The 19,595-nt window shown below is 62.3% G+C and carries 17 protein-coding genes, 2 tRNA genes and 2 pseudogenes; 8 read left to right on the forward strand and 13 right to left on the reverse strand.

Annotated features, from left to right (window positions below; translation table 11 throughout):
* Window positions 1-133 (forward strand): annotated as a pseudogene (locus NMG46_RS26265) (IS630 family transposase); the annotation flags it as partial.
* Window positions 134-463: 330 nt separating this feature from the next.
* Here NMG46_RS26265 and NMG46_RS26270 read toward each other — a convergent pair.
* The 3 genes from NMG46_RS26270 to NMG46_RS26280 form a co-directional block, all read right to left on the reverse strand.
* Window positions 464-1,474, reverse strand: a complete 1,011-nt coding sequence (locus NMG46_RS26270) for a TIR domain-containing protein (protein ID WP_254820261.1) — start codon at window positions 1,472-1,474, stop codon at window positions 464-466.
* Window positions 1,475-2,326: 852 nt separating this feature from the next.
* Window positions 2,327-2,403, reverse strand: a tRNA-Arg gene (locus NMG46_RS26275).
* A gap of 50 nt (window positions 2,404-2,453) precedes the next feature.
* A complete protein-coding gene (locus NMG46_RS26280) occupies window positions 2,454-2,759 on the reverse strand; it encodes an ETC complex I subunit (RefSeq protein WP_023677641.1) in 306 nt (101 codons plus the stop codon).
* 160 nt (window positions 2,760-2,919) lie between these two features.
* Here NMG46_RS26280 and NMG46_RS26285 point away from each other — a divergent pair.
* Window positions 2,920-2,996 (forward strand) — tRNA-Pro (locus tag NMG46_RS26285).
* 92 nt (window positions 2,997-3,088) lie between these two features.
* Here NMG46_RS26285 and NMG46_RS26290 read toward each other — a convergent pair.
* Window positions 3,089-3,916: an alpha/beta fold hydrolase gene (locus tag NMG46_RS26290; protein WP_254820262.1), complete on the reverse strand. Its 828-nt coding sequence runs from the start codon at window positions 3,914-3,916 to the stop codon at window positions 3,089-3,091.
* 129 nt (window positions 3,917-4,045) lie between these two features.
* On the opposite strand from NMG46_RS26290, the pseudogene NMG46_RS26295 reads away from it, so the two are divergent.
* Window positions 4,046-5,049: pseudogene (locus NMG46_RS26295) on the forward strand (GlxA family transcriptional regulator).
* Window positions 5,050-5,247: 198 nt separating this feature from the next.
* Here the strand turns inward: NMG46_RS26295 and hdaA are convergent.
* Genes hdaA through NMG46_RS26310 form a run of 3 tightly spaced genes read right to left on the reverse strand, consistent with a single transcriptional unit; the run spans window position 5,248 to window position 7,695 of the window.
* Window positions 5,248-5,949, reverse strand: coding sequence for a DnaA regulatory inactivator HdaA (hdaA, locus tag NMG46_RS26300; protein WP_254820322.1), 702 nt, complete (start codon window positions 5,947-5,949; stop codon window positions 5,248-5,250).
* Window positions 5,950-5,954: 5 nt separating this feature from the next.
* Window positions 5,955-7,166: an AI-2E family transporter gene (locus tag NMG46_RS26305; protein ID WP_254820263.1), complete on the reverse strand. Its 1,212-nt coding sequence runs from the start codon at window positions 7,164-7,166 to the stop codon at window positions 5,955-5,957.
* A complete protein-coding gene (locus NMG46_RS26310; RefSeq protein ID WP_023677645.1) occupies window positions 7,138-7,695 on the reverse strand; it encodes a CDP-alcohol phosphatidyltransferase family protein in 558 nt (185 codons plus the stop codon). The genes NMG46_RS26305 and NMG46_RS26310 overlap by 29 nt, the downstream gene beginning before the upstream one ends.
* A gap of 217 nt (window positions 7,696-7,912) precedes the next feature.
* Between NMG46_RS26310 and NMG46_RS26315 the strand changes: the two genes are divergently transcribed.
* The 5 genes from NMG46_RS26315 (at window position 7,913) to NMG46_RS26335 (ending at window position 11,466) form a co-directional block, all read left to right on the forward strand.
* Window positions 7,913-8,569, forward strand: a complete 657-nt coding sequence (locus tag NMG46_RS26315) for a glutathione S-transferase family protein (RefSeq protein WP_254820264.1) — start codon at window positions 7,913-7,915, stop codon at window positions 8,567-8,569.
* 221 nt (window positions 8,570-8,790) lie between these two features.
* Window positions 8,791-9,855 carry a phosphoribosylformylglycinamidine cyclo-ligase gene (gene purM, locus NMG46_RS26320; RefSeq protein WP_254820265.1) on the forward strand — a complete coding sequence of 355 codons (1,065 nt, stop codon included), beginning with the start codon at window positions 8,791-8,793 and terminating at the stop codon, window positions 9,853-9,855.
* The gene (gene purN, locus NMG46_RS26325) at window positions 9,852-10,559 is read left to right on the forward strand and encodes a phosphoribosylglycinamide formyltransferase (protein ID WP_254820266.1); all 708 of its coding nucleotides are present in this window, start codon (window positions 9,852-9,854) and stop codon (window positions 10,557-10,559) included. The genes purM and purN overlap by 4 nt, the downstream gene beginning before the upstream one ends.
* A 49-nt stretch (window positions 10,560-10,608) precedes the next feature.
* A complete protein-coding gene (locus NMG46_RS26330) occupies window positions 10,609-10,941 on the forward strand; it encodes a hypothetical protein (RefSeq protein WP_254820267.1) in 333 nt (110 codons plus the stop codon).
* 9 nt (window positions 10,942-10,950) lie between these two features.
* Window positions 10,951-11,466, forward strand: coding sequence for a histidine phosphatase family protein (locus NMG46_RS26335; protein ID WP_254820268.1), 516 nt, complete (start codon window positions 10,951-10,953; stop codon window positions 11,464-11,466).
* A 108-nt stretch (window positions 11,467-11,574) separates the two neighbouring features.
* Here NMG46_RS26335 and NMG46_RS26340 read toward each other — a convergent pair whose 3' ends face one another.
* The 6 genes from NMG46_RS26340 to NMG46_RS26365 form a co-directional block, all read right to left on the reverse strand.
* On the reverse strand, window positions 11,575-11,808 hold the full coding sequence (locus tag NMG46_RS26340; protein WP_254820269.1) for a DUF680 domain-containing protein: 234 nt from the start codon (window positions 11,806-11,808) through the stop codon (window positions 11,575-11,577).
* 279 nt (window positions 11,809-12,087) lie between these two features.
* Window positions 12,088-14,424, reverse strand: coding sequence for a cation:proton antiporter (locus NMG46_RS26345; protein WP_254820270.1), 2,337 nt, complete (start codon window positions 14,422-14,424; stop codon window positions 12,088-12,090).
* A 57-nt stretch (window positions 14,425-14,481) separates the two neighbouring features.
* Window positions 14,482-15,180, reverse strand: a complete 699-nt coding sequence (locus NMG46_RS26350) for a DUF2270 domain-containing protein (protein WP_254820271.1) — start codon at window positions 15,178-15,180, stop codon at window positions 14,482-14,484.
* A 56-nt stretch (window positions 15,181-15,236) separates the two neighbouring features.
* Complete coding sequence (locus tag NMG46_RS26355; RefSeq protein ID WP_254820272.1) at window positions 15,237-17,345, reverse strand: molybdopterin-dependent oxidoreductase; 2,109 nt, start codon at window positions 17,343-17,345, stop codon at window positions 15,237-15,239.
* 42 nt (window positions 17,346-17,387) lie between these two features.
* Entirely contained in the window at window positions 17,388-17,585 is a 198-nt protein-coding gene (locus NMG46_RS26360; protein WP_254820273.1) for a hypothetical protein, read from the reverse strand.
* A gap of 4 nt (window positions 17,586-17,589) precedes the next feature.
* Window positions 17,590-19,467 carry an ABC-F family ATP-binding cassette domain-containing protein gene (locus NMG46_RS26365; RefSeq protein ID WP_254820274.1) on the reverse strand — a complete coding sequence of 626 codons (1,878 nt, stop codon included), beginning with the start codon at window positions 19,465-19,467 and terminating at the stop codon, window positions 17,590-17,592.
* Window positions 19,468-19,595 lie beyond the last annotated feature (128 nt).

Below are 19,595 nucleotides of genomic sequence, written 5' to 3' on the forward strand. Positions count from 1 at the left end.
GTTGTTGCAGCGCCATCGGGCGACTGGCTCGGTTGCGCCTGGCAAGATGGGCGGACATCGCAAGAGGGTGCTGGAGCCGCACCGTGCCTTCATCGAGGCGCGTCTGCGTGAGACACCGCATCTGACGTTGCACGGTCCTCGTCGCATTCGCGGCGGGCTTTTGCGTTTTTAGGACGGAACGAAGCTACTCTCACACGATACCAAGGCCGTCCTCCGCTTGCTTGTGCAGGCTGGGCGGCTTGGGGCCGATTACGAATTGGCCCAGCGCGTTGGTTGGGAACGGGCGCGTGCCAGCGACCTATGCACGATTGCAGACACCGGACCCGTTGTGCATGTGGGCTACGTCAAGAACCCCAATTTGAGGGAACGTCTCCCGAAGACCGTTCTGCTGTTACCTTACTGCGCGAATGACTGATAACACTCAACAGATCCACGCCAATCCGCGCCAAGTGCGTAGGGCGCGCTAGAGAACGTCGCCCGGGTCGAACGGTACACCAGCCTCTCGAAGCTCCTTTGCGAACTCTCGCTCCCAATTCTTGCCATCACCGAACTGGACGTAACCGATACCGTCAAAGTCAGAGGGCTTTTCAACCCCCTCGGCCATCAGCGCACAGACATTCTTTGCGCCTAACTTTCCGATGAAAAATCCCAGCTCGAACACGACGTTCTGTCGAGCCCGCTTTCCTAGAGTTGCACCAACAAGACCTCCGACATCTTCCGGCATCATGACCACGACGGCGAACGAAGCGCCGTCGGACACCTCTTGGAATTTCGTTAGGATCGATCTGCCTGCATTGGCATTCTTGTGCAGGATGATCGGTTCAAGTTTCAATCGTCGTAGGAACAGCTCAACTTCGTTGAGTGCACCTTTGTCGCGTCCATGAACAACGAACACCTTCCGCGATTTTTGTGGCACCTTGTGTAGCTCCCCAGAGGGCATCACTGAAATTGGACTAACCGTGGCCGAGAGGGCGCGCTCTTGGTTACTTGTCATGTCCCGGCCGAAATCTCGCGCGTAGGCTACACCTTCGTCTTCGGCGGCCTTTGGGGGCGAGTTGACGAACACTTGCCGAAGTCTGCTAATGGCATTCTTTCGGACAAGCTTGCCGCTGAGCATCTTGAAACCGTCGGCTTCTAGGGCGATCCAGAAATCCATCCGCTTTTGAGCGCTAACGTCGCTCATTTCCCCGAGGGGATACTCCCGGTCCAGGTTCCCAGCACTCTGAATAAGGAAGCGGTCCAGCCGGTCTCCCTCTGGGGTCAATTCGGATGGATGATCAACTGCATACGTGGCCAGCGCCATTGCACGACTGTGGCGGCCTCCCTTATCCCGTCCGGCATCTATGCCATCGATCCCGATCTCCAAAAGAAGTTGATCGAAATCGGAATGGCCGAGCGAAGCCAAGATATTGCAGGCGCCGAGCACCAGCTTTCGCGATGCTTTGTATCCTGGCTCATTCATCACGCTCGCCATATTTCAATGCTCCACCCCTAGCGTCACCGTGGCGACAATATACGAGACGGCGAGCATTGCGTAGGCGAATTGGAGAAGGGTCATTTCGCTCATCCTCTGAGTTGTCGAATGACCTCTCATGTATCCCATGAAGGGGATTCAGGTCCGACCCGATGCGGGTCGAAACCGACCTGAAACGGTTCGAATCTGTACTGCGCTTCGATGCCCTCCCATGCCGAAGAACGCGATGAGGTAGCCGACAAAGGCAATGAACGCGCCAACGGCGAGGCAGAGGTAGGCGATCTGTAGGATGGTCATGGGTGCGAATCCTTTCGCGGATTTCAGATGACCGACTCACTTATGCCTTTTCGACTGCGAGTGACGCACAAACAGCCCGGTTTCCCGCTGTTCACAACAAAAATATTTCGGTGGAGAACTTCCCGGGGTTAAGAAAAAAGCCCCGGCTGATCAGGCCGAGGCTTTACTGGTTAGAGTTGATTTATTTCACAAATGCCAACCGGCAATGTTCAGTCTCTACGTCAATGTATGAAATGGCTAAAATGGTGCCACGCCAGTATCATGTATCCCACGCCTATTGCGACGTGAACTAGGGCCTCAGTCAAGTCATATGTGCCTCCCTTCTTTTGCTCAGGATGGAGTGCCAGCAAAAGGCACCCTTCAAGCGCGCGAGACGGTATATAGGTTTGGAAAGCGTCTTAATCAAGGGAACGCCAAAATAACGGCAATCCATACCATTTCAAAGGAGGGGCTACCGTGGGTGAAGGGCAACAGCGCACGTCACGTCCGTTTGGTGAGCCTAGAGCAAGCCTTGAAGAAAAAGCCAGCGTCAATCTACTGATCCATTGAAAATATTGGCGATCCCGACAGGATTCGAACCTGTGACCATCGGCTTAGAAGGCCGGTGCTCTATCCAGCTGAGCTACGGGACCGCTGGCCGGCCGCATGACCGACGGATTGTGCCGGCAGGGCCGGTATGGGATCAATGCGTCCAGGGCGTCCTGCGGTCATAGCGGAAATTCTCCGCATAGGAAATCTGGCGGCGCTTGATTTCCTTCGGCTCCTCGACGCGGAAAGCCAGGCCTTCCTTCTCGGCATAGGCGACCGCCTCTTCTCTTGTGTCGAAGGTCAGCCTGATCTGGCTTCGCATGTCGCCGGACGTGGTGTAGCCCATCAGCGGATCGATCTTCTTGCGCTGCTCCGGATCGAATTCCAGCACCCAATAGCCGGTCTTGGCCTTGCCGGACTGCATCGCGGTTTTGGCTGGGCTGAAAATGCGGGCTGACATGACCACCTCATTGCTGGTTGCAAGCGCACGACCGCGACCCCAGATTACTGTTCTCTGGCCATGCACTAGCCCGTCATTACTGCGCAATGCCGCCGGCAGCAAGGCCGATGGCTTTTTACGCTTGCTTTGGTGGGCTGAAATCACTAGGCAACGGACCGTTCGGAGTGTAGCGCAGCCTGGTAGCGCATCTGGTTTGGGACCAGAGGGTCGGGAGTTCGAATCTCTCCACTCCGACCATTCATCAAGCAAATCTCGTCGGCAGCGCAAGCGGATCGCGCTCGAGCGGACGGACAGCACGAGCCTGCGCTGCCCGTCCGATACCCAAGCCGTCAGCCTTGGATGAAGGCCAGCAGATCCGGATTGATGATCTCCGGATGGGTGGTGCACATGCCGTGCGGCAGCCCCTTGTAGACCTTGAGCGTGCCATGCTTCACCAGCTTGGCCGCAAGCAGCGCGGAATCGGCTATCGGCACGATCTGGTCGTCGTCGCCATGCATGATCAGGACGGGCACGTCGAGCTTCCTTAGATCGTCGGTGAAGTCGGTCTCGGAAAAGGCCTTGATGCAGTCGTAATGGGCCTTGGCTCCGCCCATCATGCCCTGGCGCCACCAATTGTCGACGGCACCTTGCGAGACCTTGGCGCCCTCGCGGTTGAAGCCATAAAACGGGCCGGCCGGCACATCCCTGTAGAACTGGGCGCGGTTAGCGGCCAGGGCGGCGCGAAAGCCGTCGAAGACTTCGATCGGCAAGCCGCCGGGGTTGCTGTCGGTCTTGACCATAATCGGCGGCACGGCGCCGATCAGCACCGCCTTGGCAACACGGCCGCCGCCGCCATAAAGCGCGACGTAACGCGCCACCTCGCCGCCACCGGTCGAGTGGCCGATGTGGATCGCATCCCTGAGATCGAGATGCGCCGCCAGCGCCGCAACATCGGCGGCGTAGGTGTCCATCTCATTGCCGGTCGCGGTCTGCGACGAGCGGCCGTGGCCGCGGCGGTCATGTGCGATGACGCGGTAGCCCTTTTCGAGGAAGAACAGCATCTGGTTGTCCCAGTCGTCTGAGCTCAGCGGCCAGCCGTGATGGAACACGATCGGCTGGCCCTTGCCCCAATCCTTGTAGAAAATCTCGGTGCCGTCATGGGTTGTGAATGTGCTCATCGTCCTACTCCTTGATGGAAAAGTTGGGGGTAACAGGGAAGCTTTTAGCCCCCTCAGCTGGAAAAATTATAACAGTGCGGTCAGGGTGAGCATTGGCAAAACGGACATTCAACGTGGCAAAACTGACAAATGACGGCTGCGCGTGATCTGATCGAAATCGGCCTCGTCTTGTATCCCGGCGTGCAGGAAGCAGCCGTGCTCGGCCTGACCGATCTTTTCATGCTGGCAAACCGGCTGGCTGTCGAGCGGTCGCCGGACGCGGCGAGGCTTCGCGTCAGTCATTGGCAATTGGAGGACGCGGGCCACACCGTAGTCCGCAGCTTCGACAGCGAGCCCGGCGCCGACAATGAACCAGCCATGGTTATCCTCCCGCCGACGTTGGGGGATCCGATCGCTCGGGAAGCAGCCGCGCCCTATGCCGGCTGGCTCAGGGATCGCCACACGGCAGGCGCGACGCTCGGTTCGGTCTGCGCCGGCGCCTTCGTGCTTGCCGAGACCGGCCTGTTGTCCGGTCGCGCCGCGACGACGCACTGGGCTTATCGCGACGCGCTGGCGCTACGCTTCCCAGACATCCTGCTCGACGCCGACAGGCTGGTCATCGACGATGGCGATATCATTACCGCCGGCGGCTACATGGCCTGGACCGATCTCGGCCTGAAGCTGGTGGACAGAGTGCTCGGGTCAGCCGTAATGATGGACACGGCGCGTTTCATGCTGGTCGATCCACCGGGCCGCGAGCAACGTTTTTACAGCCCGTTTGCGCCGCGATTGACCCATGACGACGAAGCGATCCTCAAGGTGCAGCATTGGCTGCAGGCGAACGGCGCGCGCGACGTGACGCTCAGCGTCATGGCCGAGCATGCGGGGCTGGAGGAGCGGACCTTTCTGCGACGCTTCCGCAACGCCACTGGCCTCAGGCCGACCGAATATTGTCAGCACCTGCGGGTCGGCAAGGCGCGCGAGATGCTGGAAACCACGATGCCGATCGATCGACCAGATCGCCTGGGAGGTCGGCTATGACGATCCCGGCTCCTTCCGCAAGGGTATTCGCCAGGATAACCGGCCTGGTGCCCGGCGATTATCGCCGGCGCTTTGGCGTGGAACGAGCCGCGATTGCCGGAGGTGAAAGTTGAGACCTGGCCGCCGCAATGGCGCTACTAGATGCATCTGACGGCAAGCTCGCCGGGCGAGAACCCCAACCACTCCATCCCGGCGAGGCTACTACCTGATTTGATACGCAATCAGGACCGGGATTAGCCGGCAAGCTCTTTGTTGCAAGACAGATGCCAGCCTTTTTTCCCAAAATGGGACGGCGGCTGAACTGGAATCCTCTAAATCTCGAACTCGCCCTGCCCTTCATCCATGGCGCTGACGGTCTCGGCTGCTAGCGCGCGGGTGATCGGCGTCTTGCGCTCGAGCGCGGTGCGGTCGAGCCGTTCGACCACCCGCATTGCGGTGGCCAGCGAGCGTTCGATGCGGCGCACAAGATATTGCACGACATGCGGCTCGACCTCGACCTGTCGATCGGCGAACAGCTTTGTGATGACGCCGGCCAGCAAGAGGTCGTCGGGCTCGTGGATCTCGACGGTAGCCGCCGCCTTCAGCCGCGATGCCAGGTCGGGCAGCCGGACGCCCCAGGCAGAGGGAAAGCGGCGCGCCGTCAACAGTAAGGTCGAGCCGGCGCCGCGCACCGCATTGATCAGGTGGAACAGACCGTGCTCGTCGACCGGGCCGGCATCGACATCGTCGATCAGGGCCGGATGCGCGCCGAGATTTTCGATGCAGTCGCCGATGCGGCCGGCCTCCACTTTCACCGCGTCGGCGCGGGTCCGCCAGATCGAGGCCAGATGGGTTTTTCCGGAGCCGGCCGGCCCGGCCAGCACGACAACCGGCGACGGCCAGTCCGGCCAGCGGTCGACAAGCGCCGCCGCCTGGCTGTTGGTGCTGGAAACGACGAGCTCGTCGCGCGAATAGCCGGTGCCGTGGCCTAGATCGAGCGGCAATTGGCGCGGCGGATCGATCTTGTCCGGCATCTGGCTCAACCGCGCGCGCCCCCGCGGCGGCGCACCTGCAGCGGCGGCACCGGCTCGTCGGCATGGCCCTTGTAGAGCGGCGATTCGAGATAGCGCGCGATGGCGAAGCGCACCAGAACGGCAACGGCGGCGGAAGCCGGAACGGCGATCAGCAGGCCGACGAAGCCGAACAGCGCGCCGAAGGCAAACAGCGCGAACATAAGCCACACCGGATGCAGGCCGACGCTTTTGCCGACCAGCCGCGGCTGCAGGATATTGCCCTCGATGAACTGGCCGACGAAGAACACCCCGGCCACCGCCGCGATCATGGTCCAGTCCGGCCAGAACTGGACGAAGGCGACGCCGACGGCCAGCACCAGGCCGGTCAGCGAGCCGACATAGGGGATGAACGAGATCAGCCCGGCAAACAGGCCGATGAGGATGCCGAAATTCAGGCCCGTCAACGTCAGGCCGGTGGCATACATGGCGCCCAGCACCAGGCACAGCGTGCCCTGTCCGCGCACGAAGCCGGCGGTTGCCGTGTTGATATCCCTGGCGATCGCCCTGACGGTCTTGACATAGTCGCGTGGCACCCAGCTGTCGACGATTGCCACCATGCGGTCCCAGTCGAGCAGCATGTAGAAGGCGACGACCGGCGTCACCACGAACAGGCTGACCACCGAGACCAGCGCCACGCCGGAGCTCCAGATCGAGGTGAAGACGGTGGTCAGGAGGCCGAAGCCGGAGGTCAGCAGCGAGTTCAAGCCTTCACGCAGGCCATTGGCGTCGACGCCGAATTTCTCTTCCAGCCATTTCGGGTCGAAGCTGGTGATCAGGCTCTGCAGCCGGGTCAGATAGTCCGGCAGCTTGCTGGCGAAATCAGCCATCTGCGAGGCGAGCACCGGAACCAGGATGACGACGGCCAGCACCAGGACGACGATAAAGGCGACGAGGATAACCACTGTTGCCATCAGCCTGGACAGGCCGAGACGCTCCAGCCGGTCGGCGACAGGGTCGAGGAAATAGGCGAGCACCATCCCGGCAACGAAGGGCAGAAGGATGCCGCTGAAGACGTAAAGGAAGACGGCGAGGATGATGGCGCTGACCAGCCAGAAGCGGATCTGCCGGCGAAACGACGCCGATGCCGCAGCCTCCGCCGCCGCGGCTTCGGCCTCGGCGTCGATGGACCGTTCGTCAGGTGCCCGATGTTCAGGTGCCGGGTGTGGAGCCTTCGCCATAGCCGCTCATATGCCTCAGCCAAGCCACGAGATAGGCCGCGGCCGAAGCCACGGTCAAGACCCCGGACAGCAATATGAGGGCCGGCCTCAGCGGATCGAGACGGATGTCGAAGGCCAGTTCGCCCAGCACCACTGCCGCCAGTACGATCTGAATCGCGGTGTTGGCCTTCGACACCAGGAGCGGCTTCATCTCAACCGGATGCGCCATGACGGTGGATAAAAGCACGGCGCAGACGATCAGTGCGTCGCGCGATACCATGGTGACGACCAGCCACAGCGGCAGTTCGCCACTGAAGCCCAGGACCACGAAAACCGAGACCAGCAGCAGCTTGTCGGCCATCGGATCGAGATAGGCGCCGAGCCTGGAAAACTGATTGAAGTGGCGGGCGATGAAGCCGTCGACGCCGTCGGAAATGCCGGCAATGAGGAAGCCGGCAAACGCCCAGTCCCAGCGTTCCTGCAGCATGGCCAGCACCACGGCCGGCACCAGCACGAAGCGCATGATCGTGATCATGTTGGGGATGGTCAAACGCATATCCCGTCGCTCTTGTTTGTCGATACATGATGGAGAAGGAGGGTTACGGCAAGTGAGAAGCGACACAGAAGCTGCCAATCACCCCTCGAGGGCGCCAGCAATGAAATAGGTCAAGACCGATGTCGATTTCGGGGAGGCTCATTCGTCTCACGATGGGAAGCCGAAGAATTCGCCCAGACCTTCCTGGACCGCGAGCAAGGAAACGGACGCGATGACAATCACTATCACAGCTTTTGAACGATCGCCCGATGGCGGCAAGGGACTGGCGCGCGATACGCGCGTTCGCTGGGCGCTCGAAGAAGTGGGGCAGCCGTATGAGGTTCGTCTTGTTTCCTTTGCAGAAATGAAGGCGCCTGGCCATCTGGCCATCCATCCCTTCGGCCAGATCCCCACCTATGAGGAAGGTTCTCTCTCGCTGTTCGAAACCGGCTCGATCGTCTTTCACCTTGCTGAGCAGCATACGGGATTACTGCCGAAGGATCGCAATGCCCGCGCGCGTGCGATCACGTGGATGTTTGCCGCACTTAACACCGTCGAGCCGCCGATCCTCGAATTAACGACGGCAAGAATATTCGAACGTGACAAGCCTTGGAGCGAGGAGCGCTTGCCGTTGGTAAAGGACCGTGTTCGGGCTCGGCTGGATAAACTCTCGGCCCACTTAGGCGTCGCCGACTGGCTCGATGATACGTTCAGCGCGGGCGATTTATTGATGGTGTCAGTGCTGCTGCGACTAAGAATGTCCGGCATTTTGGACGAATATCAAAACTTGGCTGCCTATGTAGCGCGCGGGGAAGCACGGCCGGCTTATATCCGGGCTTTCACCGCGCAATTTGCGATCAACGCCCCATCAACCAGCATTACCTCATAAAGCTGAGCCGACAGCAGGGCTTTCTCAAGCTCATTGATCTGGAACCAGGTTGGGGTTTGACCTGGATGCGTAATGGTGCCGATCGGCAGGTCGGCGGGCCAGCGCCCCCTCTGGCCTGTTGGCCATCTCCCCCTCAAGTGGGGAGATCGGCAGTTTCAGCGCCGTTATCCTTGCGGACCGAAACCGTTCATGCGAAGAGCCCGAGAAAGCAGGGAAAGAGTATGAGCAAGCGCAAGAACGGGCTCACCTATGCCGAAGCGGGCGTCGACATCGACGCCGGCAATCTCATGGTCGAGAAGATCAAGCCGCTGGTGCGCGCCACCCGCCGGCCGGGCGCCGATGGCGAGATCGGTGGCTTCGGCGGCCTGTTCGATCTCAAGGCAGCCGGCTTTACCGATCCGGTGCTGGTCGCCGCCAATGACGGCGTCGGCACCAAGCTGAAGATTGCCATCGATGCCGGCAAGCATGACACGATCGGTATCGACCTCGTCGCCATGTGCGTCAACGACATCGTCGTGCAGGGCGCCGAACCGCTGTTCTTCCTCGACTATCTTGCCACCGGCAAGCTCGATCCCGACCAGGGCGCTTCGATCGTCGGCGGCATTGCCGCCGGCTGCCGGCAGGCCGGTTGCGCGCTGATCGGTGGCGAGACGGCGGAAATGCCCGGCATGTATCACGACAAGGACTACGACCTTGCCGGCTTTGCCGTCGGTGCCGCCGAACGCGGCCAGCTGCTGCCGACCGACGACATCGTCGAGGGGGACGTGCTGCTCGGCCTTGCCTCGTCGGGCCTGCATTCGAACGGCTTTTCGCTGGTCCGCCGTATCGTCGCGGTAAGCGGCCTTGGCTGGGGCGATCCGGCGCCGTTCAATGACGAGGCGACGCTGGCCGAGGCGCTGCTCGAGCCGACGCGCATCTACGTCAAGTCGATCCTCAAGGCGATCCGCAACACGCATGGCATCAAGGCGCTGGCCCATATCACCGGCGGCGGCTTTCCCGAAAACATCCCGCGCGTTCTGCCCAAGGATTTTTCGGCCGAGCTCGATCTCGGCGCCATCGAGGTGCCGCCGGTGTTTTCGTGGCTGGCCAAGACTGGTGGCGTCGCGCCGGAAGAGATGATGCGCACCTTCAATTGCGGCATCGGCATGATCCTGGTCGTGGCCTCGGGCCAGGCGGCGCAGGTCGCCGCCGTTCTGCAGGAGGCTGGCGAGACGGTGACGCCGATCGGCCAGATCGTGCCGCGCCGCGATGCCGGCGTCATCTATCGGGGCTCGATCGGCCTATGACCAGAAAACGCACCGTAGTGCTTATTTCGGGGCGCGGCTCCAACATGACGGCGCTGATCGCGGCGGCGAGCAACCCGGCCTATCCGGCCGAAATCGTCGGCGTCATCTCCGATCGCGCCAATGCCGCCGGCCTCGGCATCGCCGCGGCGCGCGGAATCGCCACCAGGGTGATTTCGCGCTCGGACCATGCCAGCAAGGAAGCGCATGACGGGGCGATCGACGCGGCCCTTGTCTCTTTTGGCGCCGAGATCGTCGCGCTGGCCGGCTATATGCGCATTCTCGGCGCGCGTTTCGTCGAGAAGTGGCAGGGCCGCATGGTCAACATCCACCCTGCCCTGCTGCCTGCCTTCAAGGGGCTGGATACGCATGCGCGGGCGCTCCGCGCAGGCATGCGCATCCATGGCTGCACAGTGCATTTCGTCACGCTCGACATGGATGATGGGCCGATCATCGCCCAGGCCGCGGTGCCGGTGATGGTCGGCGACAATGAGGATACGCTGGCCGCGCGCGTGCTCAAGGCTGAGCACCAACTCTATCCGCTGGCGCTGGGGCTGGTCGCCGAAGGCAAGGCGCGGATGGAAGGCGGCCGCACGGTGTTTTCGCGCTTCGCCGACGATGCCGACAACGCCACGTCGGTGGTGATCGCGCCCGACCCGCTGCGCGAAGAGACCGATCTCGAGCACCTGGCGCGGATCACCCCGTAAGAGTCCGTCGAAAAAGCCAATAAATCGTCGGGTCGGCAGAAATAGACCAATGGACGTTTTCGACAGCGCGATCCGGACAAAGCGTGATCTGGCCGGCGTCTTCGAGTACGACGAGGCGGACCATCCGAAAAGTGCCACGGCATATTTTTATCTCTGTCGGATCGAGGACGGGCGAGTAGGTCCTGTCGTCGGTGCAATTCACGTTCGATCGGGTGATTGGGCCATTACTGAAGCAGACATTTCGGTCAGATGGGATAAAGATGAACGGTGCGTAGGCCTGTTTATCCTTGGTGCGCTTTGGGCGAGTTTTGATACCGTCACGGGTGCAAGACATGGCGGCGGATATGGGAAAGACGGTCAGCCGGACATCCCTTGGACTTGAATTGAATCCATGAAGCAACTGCTGCTGCTGCGTCACGCCAAGTCGAGTTGGGACGATCCCGACCTCATCGACTTCGACCGGCCGCTGTCCGCGCGCGGGCTGAAGGCAGCGCCGCTGGTCGGACGCGAACTGGCCCGGCGCGGCTGGCTGCCGGAGCTGGCGCTGGTATCGCCGGCGCTGCGCACCCGCGACACGTGGCGGCTGCTCTCGGGGGAATTGCCGGCGAAGGTGCAGGCCAAATTTGCCCAGGCGCTCTACGAGGCAGCAGCGGCGGACATCCTCGCCAAGGTGCGACAAGTAAAGGCGGGAACCGGAACGCTGCTGGTGCTTGGCCACAATCCCGGGTTGGAGGAGTTCGCGCGCGGTCTTGCCGGGGCTGGATCGGATGAAGCGGCGCTGAAAAAACTGGCGGATAAATTCCCGACCGCGGCCCTGGCTCGGTTTGACGTCGATGGCGATTGGGCCGGTCTCACCTTCGGCGGCGCCCGGCTGACGCACTGCATCTGGCCGAAGGATCTTCGCTAGGGATTGCCTGGCAGGCCGGGGATCGCCGACCTTCGGCCAAACCCGCTTCGCACCAAACAAGAGCGGCGGGCCAAGCCCGCCGCTCCTTGTGCTCCGGGGCCGTGATAATCAGCGGCCCCAGATGCCTTGGCCGGATTCAGGCGCCACCGACTCGGAAGTCGTCTTGGCACCGGTATGCTCGGAAGTAACCGGCTTGCGGATCGAGCCGGTAAACGTGTTGTCGACGTTGGCAGCAGGAGCGGCCGGCTGGTTGACGTTGTCCGAGCCATAGTGGTCGCTGCCGGCAAAAGCAGTGCCGGTGGCAACAAGGATGGCGGCGGCGGTAAGAGCGATCTTGGTCATTTCGGGTACTCCGGTAGTCTTTGTTCTGTCCGTCAAGTGGAGGAATTCGCGTCGCTCGGACCACCCCGAGATGGGTCGGCAAGTCTGTCGTTTCCAATCACGAAAATTTTGTACGGGTGCGCCAAATTGGCCGCTTGAAATTCGACATGCGGCTCCTTCCGCCACACTGTTCTTCTTTATTTTCAAGTGGTTACGGTTCGAGTTCTTCTACGTTTGACTGATCAGCGCTTCAGAGCCTCAGTCGACATGTCTGCCGACGGTCAGTGCGCGCCATGAAATTCACGCTGCCAGCTCAGTGCCAGCGGCGTCATGCTTGGGCCGCGCGCTGGCCAAAAGCACGACGGGGCAATTGCAGGCGGCCAAAACAGCGCCGGCGGTTTCGCCGAAAAACAGGTCCCCACCCGGGCGTTGGGTGACGCCCATCACGACGATCGCCGCGCCTTTGGCCGCCTCCCGGGTGATCGCCTTGTCGGGTGTGACGCGGGTATGGAACGCTGTGTCGATATGCAGGCCGTAGCGGCCCGCCAAATCGGCGATGTCTTTCAGCACGGCCTCTTCGCGGCTATGCGACACCGATGTCGACGTGCGGCCCTTGGCCGCCTTTTGCGAAACATAGAGAACCTTGATCCGTGCCCGGTTTGGACGGGCCAGCGCCAACGCCAAGTCGGCGGCGCGACGCGCCACCTGGGTACCGTTGACGGGGACGAGAATGCTGGTTCCGGCCTTCAGCGTCGGCATCTTTTCGCCAGCATTGCCGCCGTTCAGGACCAGGCAAAGCGGGCCGTCAAATCCTGCGGCAATGTCGTTGAGGGCCGGCGCGAAGGCGCCATCGGCGGTCAGCACATTGTCAAGGCCGACCAGCAACAGGCCGTATCCCTTGCGGGCCTCTTCGGCGATCGTCTCACCCGTGGCCTCCAATTCGGTGCGGGCCGTCAGGTGGACTTTGTCGACAAGCGTATCTTCGATCCGTTTCACCGCCTGAGCGCTTTTTTTTGCGCCCTTCTTGATTTCCTGCAGGGCGCGCTCCTGTCCCTTGCTGTCGGTCGGCCTGTAAACGCGGCCGTCTTTCGGCTGAAGCAAGGTGGTGGGCAGGCGAAGCAAGGTGGTGGGCATGCCGCTGCCTCCACCGACCAGTCCGGCGAGATAGGCAGTGAACTTGCCGATCCTGCTGTCATCGACCAACACCAGCAGCCGCTCCAGCCTGGAAATGAAGCCGTATTCGTCCAACGCCTCGCGCTCGACACGCTGCTGCTCGTCATGCCCAACCGGCAGCCGGCCGAGCGCCCAGCGCAGCATCGGCGGCATGGCCAAGGTGGTGATCACGGCCATGGTGACGATCATGGTGAAGAGATTGTGCGACAGGATGTTCATCGACAGGCCGATGCTGGCGACGATCACCTCGGTCGAGCCGCGCGCGTTCATTGCACTGCCGACGGCGATTGCTTCCTTGAACGACATGGCGGCGAGCTTGGCGCCGATGAATGCGCCGCCGAACTTGCCGATGCTGGCGATGACCACAAGTGCGCCCGTCAGCATGGCAAGCGTCGGATCGGCGAGCACTGTGAGATCGGCGGAAAGCCCCGCCATGCCGAAGAAGATCGGCATGAACAGCGCGGTGATGACGCCGCGCAGCTGGCCTTCGATATGGCTGGAGAGGATAGGCGATTCCCCGACAAGGATGCCGGCGACGAACGCCCCCAGCACCGTATGGACGCCTATCATGTTGGTGATCAGCGCCATGACGCCCATGATGATAAGGATCATGGTGATCACCGCAAACTCGCTGCGGAATTGATCGTTGGTCCAGCGGATCAAGGTGAAGACAAGACGGCGGCCAATGGTGAAGGAGAACACCATGAACAGTGCGACGGCGGCGATGGTGGTCACCAGCGGTACGAGCTGCACCCTGCCATTGGTGGCGATGCCGAAGGTTACTGCGATGACCAGCCAGCCGATCGTGTCCTCGATGATCGCCGAGGAGATAATCACCTGTCCGAGATTGCGCCGCATGAAGTTCATCTCGCGCACCACCATGGCGACGATCTTGACTGACGAGATCGACAGCGCGGTGCCCAGGAACAGCCCGGCAACGGTGCGTTGCGTCGGGTTGGGCAGCAATGCGTCCGGCAGGAACTGCGCCAGCGCGAAACCGCAGATGAAGGGCACCACGACGCCGGTAGCCGAAATGGAAAAACAGGCCGCGCCAACCCGGCGTACCAGCCGCAGGTCCGTCTCCATGCCGGTCAGCAAAAGCAGCATCAGGATGCCGAGCTGCGAGACGGCGTCGATCATGCCCTTTTGCGCGGGATCGGTGGGAAAGATCAGGTGCTGGGCCGACGGCCATAGCCAACCGAACAGCGAAGGACCGAGCAGGATGCCGCCGATGAGTTGGCCCATGATTGCCGGCTGGCCATAGCGCTGCAACACTTCGCCCAGGCCGCGCCCGACAAGCAGCAGAAGCACGATCTCGGCGACGAAAGCGCCTTCGCCCGAACCACCCATGCCGGAGGCCTTGGTCCCGGCAACAAGCGTCTCCGCTGCCCCGGCCGCGCCTGCGGGGACGAAAGCGCAAACCAACAGCGCCAGGCTGGAACGTGTCGGAGCCTGCCAAGCCATGAAACCCCCATCGCCCAAGTGCACGTGCCCAACAACGCGCGACAGGGCGTTGCGTTGCTAGACGTGAACGTCACCGAAGGAGAGTTCGCCGTCGTCGCTCTCTGTCAGAAAGGCTGTCACCAGCAGGCCCGCATAGAGGACGGCGACCAGCACGACGATGGCGCCACCAGGAACTGGACCCAGCGCAGCACTGGCGACGGCCTCACGCATCGACCCGACGAAGCCGATGCGGACGCCTTCGGTCAGAAGACTGGGGGTCGACAGTTTGAGGATCCAGGCCAGCAGCAGAATCAGCAGCATGTAGATGTAATTGCGACGCAGGCGGCGCGCCAAAGCCACGCGTTGCGAAATCAGGAATTTCGGCGCGCGCAGGCTCTCGCCCACGATCAACAGCCAATCGGACGCGAAGTCCGGCTGCGGCGAGAATATCTGCGCGAAATAGTGCCGTTCGAACTGGCGCACGCGAGCCCGATAGAAGTCGAAAAAGCGATATCGGCGGGCCTCTATCCACAGCAGCAGCAGGACAAGCAGCATGGCAAACAGCAGCACGCCATGGTGAGCGCTGGCTGTCGAAAGCGAAACGGAGAGCATCGCCGCGACAACGGTTATCGCCCAGTTGCTCGTCCGGTCCAGGCGGTCGCGCCACCCAGCCATGCGCGCAATCTCGGCGCGATGAAAGTGGGACATCGTGGTTACGAGTTCGCCGGACGACAGTGTCCTTCCGATGGGATCCGGCGCCGGCAACACTTCTGCCATGACAATGCCTCCACCCGCCACGCGAAAACGGCCGGGTGGAGATATCGTTCCGACGCTCAATCCGCGGGGCGCAGCCAGACCTTGTTGTCGTGGAAGGCGGCGCCGCCATAGGGCGCCGGCGCATCGGCGCCGGTCAGCACGTTGATGCCCTCGCCGCGCTCATGGGCGCTGTTCGGCCAGATGCCTTCGGCGACGACCACGCCACGCTTGATCCCGTCGAACAGTTTTGCGTGCAGCACCACTTCGCCACGCTGGTTGCCGACCTCGACACGGCCGCCGTCGGCGACACCAAGTGCCGCCGCATCATCGGGATGCAGGAGCAGCTCCGGCCGGCGCTCTTTTGCCTGCGATACCGGCGTTTCGGCAAAGGTCGAATTGAGGAAATTGCGCGCCGGCGAGGTCGTCAGCCGGAACGGATGCGCCGCGTCGGCGACCTCGATCAGGTCGACATGATCGGGAAATTCCGGCAACTGCTCCACAGGCCCGAACAGGCCCATGCTTTTCGGCGGCCGGTTGGGCGCCGCCTGCCCCGTCCAGTTGGCGCGAAAATGGAATTTCTTGTCGGCATGGCCGAAGCCGTCCAGGAAATGCGCGGCCGCGAAATCCGGCTGCAGGTCGAGCCATTTCTGCTCTTTCAGGCTCGAAAAGCTGCCCAGCTCGCGCTTGCCCAGAATGATATCGATATGCTGTTGCTCGGTCATGCCGAAGCCCGGACGATCGGCGACACCGAGCCTTTTGCCGAGCTCCTCGATGACGAAATGGTTGGTGCGCGGGCCTTCCGGCGGGTCGATCAGCTTCGGCCCGAGCGTGATGTGCTGGTTGCCGCCACCCTTGTAGACGTCGTCATGCTCGAGAAACATCGTCGCCGGCAGCACCACATCGGCGAGCTTTGCCGTGTCGGTCATGAACTGCTCGTGCACGCAGGAAAACAGATCGTCGCGCAAAAAACCCTGCTTCACCAGCCGCTGCTCGGGCGCGACATTCACCGGATTGGTGTTCTGGATCAGCAGCGCCGTCACCGGCGGACCGCCATAGAGCGCATCCCTGGCGCCGGTCAGCACCGGGCCGATGCGCGAATGGTCGAGATGGCGGATCGAGGGATCGCGCATCTTGGTGCCTTCCAGCAGCTCCTGGTTGAGCTTGAAGATACCGGAATTGGAATGGAAGGCGCCGCCGCCCTCATACTGCCAGCAGCCGGTGACCGCCGCGATCGAGGCCGCGGCATGCATGTTGACCGAACCGTTGCGCTGCCGCGAAAAGCCGTAGCCGAGGCGGAAATAGGTCTTCTTCGTCGTGCCGACGAGACGGGCGAAGGCTTCGATCTCGGCGACCGAAAGCCCGGTGATGTCAGCGGCCCATTGCGGCGTCCTTGTCTGAAGATGCGCTTCCAGACCGTGCGGATCGTCGGTGTATTTTTCCAGATAGGCGCGGTCGGCCATGCCGTCACGAAACAGCACGTGCATCACCGCGCAGGCCAGCGCGCCGTCGGTGCCGGGCTTCAGCACCAGGCCGAGATCGGCCTGTTTCATCGTCGCGTTTTCGTAGACGTCGATGACGACGATCTTGGCGCCGCGTTCCTTGCGCGCCTTGATGGCGTGGGTCATGACGTTGACCTGCGTGACCACGGCGTTGGTGCCCCAGATCACCACGCAGTCGGATTTGCCCATCTCGCGCGGGTCGGGACCGCGCAGCGCGCCGGCGCCCATCATCCAGCCGGTCCAGGCCAGATTGGTGCAGATCGAACCGAAGAAGCCGGAATATTTTTTCGCATGGCGCAGCCGTTCGATGCCGTCGCGCTGCACCAGCCCCATCGTGCCGGCATAGTAGTACGGCCAGACCGTCTCCGAGCCGTACTTCGCCTCGGCGGCAATGAACTTCTCGGCGACAAGGTCGAGCGCTGCCTCCCAGCTCGCGCCCTTCCAGGCGCCGTCGCCCTTGGCGCCGGCCCGCACCAGCGGCTTCAGCAAGCGGTCGGGATGATGGACGCGATCGGCGTAACGGGCGACCTTGGCGCAGATGACGCCGGCCGTATAGCTGTTGGCCTTGGCGCCATGGACGCGGCCGATGCGCCTGGCGTCGAGCAGCTCGACCTCGAGCGCGCAGGTCGACGGGCAATCATGCGGACAGGCCGAGTGGCCGATTTTGAGCTTGGCGTGCTGATTCATGGGCGCAAACTAGCCGGTTGTGATAGTGGCGTGTAGGGCCAGTTACACGCCATCAATGCGCTTGAGCAAGGCGTTGTAGGCGCCGCATTTCGGACAATGTATGTGGCGCTCGACATGCGATGATCCGGCTCCGGCGTCGATGACCAGCAGATTGCCGTCTCCACACTCAGGGCATTTTACGACAGCTTCGGAATTGACGGCCAAAACCTTGGCAGCTTCGATCCATAGTTTTGCCGACATTCTCCTACTCCGCAGTGCCTTCCTCGTACTCCGCCGACATCGACAGCCATTTTTCCTCATGGCCGGCCAGCTGTTGCGCGAGTTGTGAGCGCTCCTTGGCCAGCCTTGTCGCGGTCGAGGGATCCTTTTCGTAGACGGCCGGGTTGGCGAGTTCATCCTCGATCAGGTCGATGCGCTTGCGGAGGCGGTCCATCAGCGCTTCGGTGGCGCGGATTTCCTTGGCCAGCGGCTCGAAGGCGGCGCGGCGCGCGGCTGCATCGCGGCGGCGGTCGGCCTTCGACGCTTTGTCCGCCTCGCGCTTGCCGCGGCGGTCGCCGGAGACGCCGGTGACCAGCGTCTTGTAATCCTCGAGATCGCCGTCATATGGATTGACCGCGCCGTCCTTGACCAGCCACAGCCGGTCGGCGGTCGCTTCGAGCAGATGGCGGTCATGCGAGATCAGTATGACGGCGCCGGGAAAATCGTTCAGCGCATGGATCAGTGATTCACGGCTGTCGATGTCGAGATGGTTGGTGGGCTCGTCGAGGATGAAAAGGTTCGGCCCCTCGAAGGCCGACAGGCCCATCAGGAGCCGCGCCTTTTCGCCGCCGGACAGATCCTTGGCGGCGGTGTTCATCTTTTCGGTGGTCAGGCCGAACTGGGCGACACGGCCGCGCACCGTGGATTCCGGCGCATCCGGCATCAACCGGCGGACATGCTCATAGGCGTTTTCGTCGGGCCTGAGATCGTCGAGCTGGTGCTGGGCGAAGATTGCCACCTTAAGCCCGGGCGCCACCGTCATGCTGCCGGTCTCCGGCTTCAGCCGGCCGGCCAAAAGCTTGGCGAATGTCGACTTGCCGTTGCCGTTCGCGCCGAGCAGCGCGATGCGATCGTCGGCATCGATGCGCAGCGTCATCTTCTTCAGGATCGGCTCGCCCTCGGTGTAACCGACGTTGACGTTGTGGAGCGCAATGATCGGCGAAGCCACCGTCTTCACCGGCTCCGGAAAGGAGAACGGCCGCACCGTGTCGTTCACGATCGCGGCGATTGGCTTCATCTTCTCCAGCGCCTTGATGCGCGACTGCGCCTGCCTCGCCTTCGACGCCTTGGCGCGGAAGCGCTCGACGAAGGATTCCATGTGCTTGCGCGCGGCTTCCTGCTTGACGCGGCCCTTCTCCTGCAATTCGCGCTGCTCGGTGTATTGGCGCTCGAACTGGTCGTAGCCGCCGCGCCAGAAGGTCAGCTTCTTCTGGTCGAGATGGACGATCGAATTGACGGCGCGGTTGAGCAGGTCGCGATCGTGCGAAATCAGCAGCACAGTATGCGGGTATTTCGACACATAGTTTTCCAGCCAGAGCGTGCCTTCGAGGTCGAGATAATTGGTCGGCTCGTCGAGCAGCAGCAGATCGGGCTCGGCAAACAGCACCGCGGCCAGCGCGACGCGCATGCGCCAGCCGCCGGAGAAGGACGAGGCCGGGCGCCGCTGCGCGGCATCGTCGAAGCCGAGGCCGGCGAGAATGGTGGCCGCGCGTGACTCGGCCGAGTGCGCATCGATATCGGCCAGCCGCATGTGGATGTCGGCGATGCGGTGCGGGTCGGTCGCCGTCTTTTCCTCTTCGAGCAGGGCACTCCGTTCGAGGTCGGCCTTGAGCACGATCTCGATCAGCGGCTCCTCGGTGCCCGGCGCTTCCTGCGCGACCTGGCCGATGCGCGTGTTTTTGGGCAGGCTGACCGAGCCGGTCTCGGAGGCGACGTCGCCGGTGATCGCCTTGAACAGGGTCGTCTTGCCGGTGCCGTTGCGGCCGACAAGGCCAGCCTTGCTGCCGGCCGGCAAGGTCAGTGAGGCATGGTCGAGAAGCAGGCGTCCGGCCATGCGGAGCGAAAGGTCGTTGATGATCAGCATGGCCGGGCTTTTGCACGGGACAACCATGCTTCGCAAGGCCTTGAGCCCCGGTTCGCCGCATAAGGCGCGAAAACCGGCAAGCAGGTGACGTCGACCCCGCGCGCCGCAACGTCCCGCAAAACGCAAAA

Source organism: Mesorhizobium sp. LMG 17147, assembly GCF_024297145.1.
GTDB lineage: Bacteria > Pseudomonadota > Alphaproteobacteria > Rhizobiales > Rhizobiaceae > Mesorhizobium.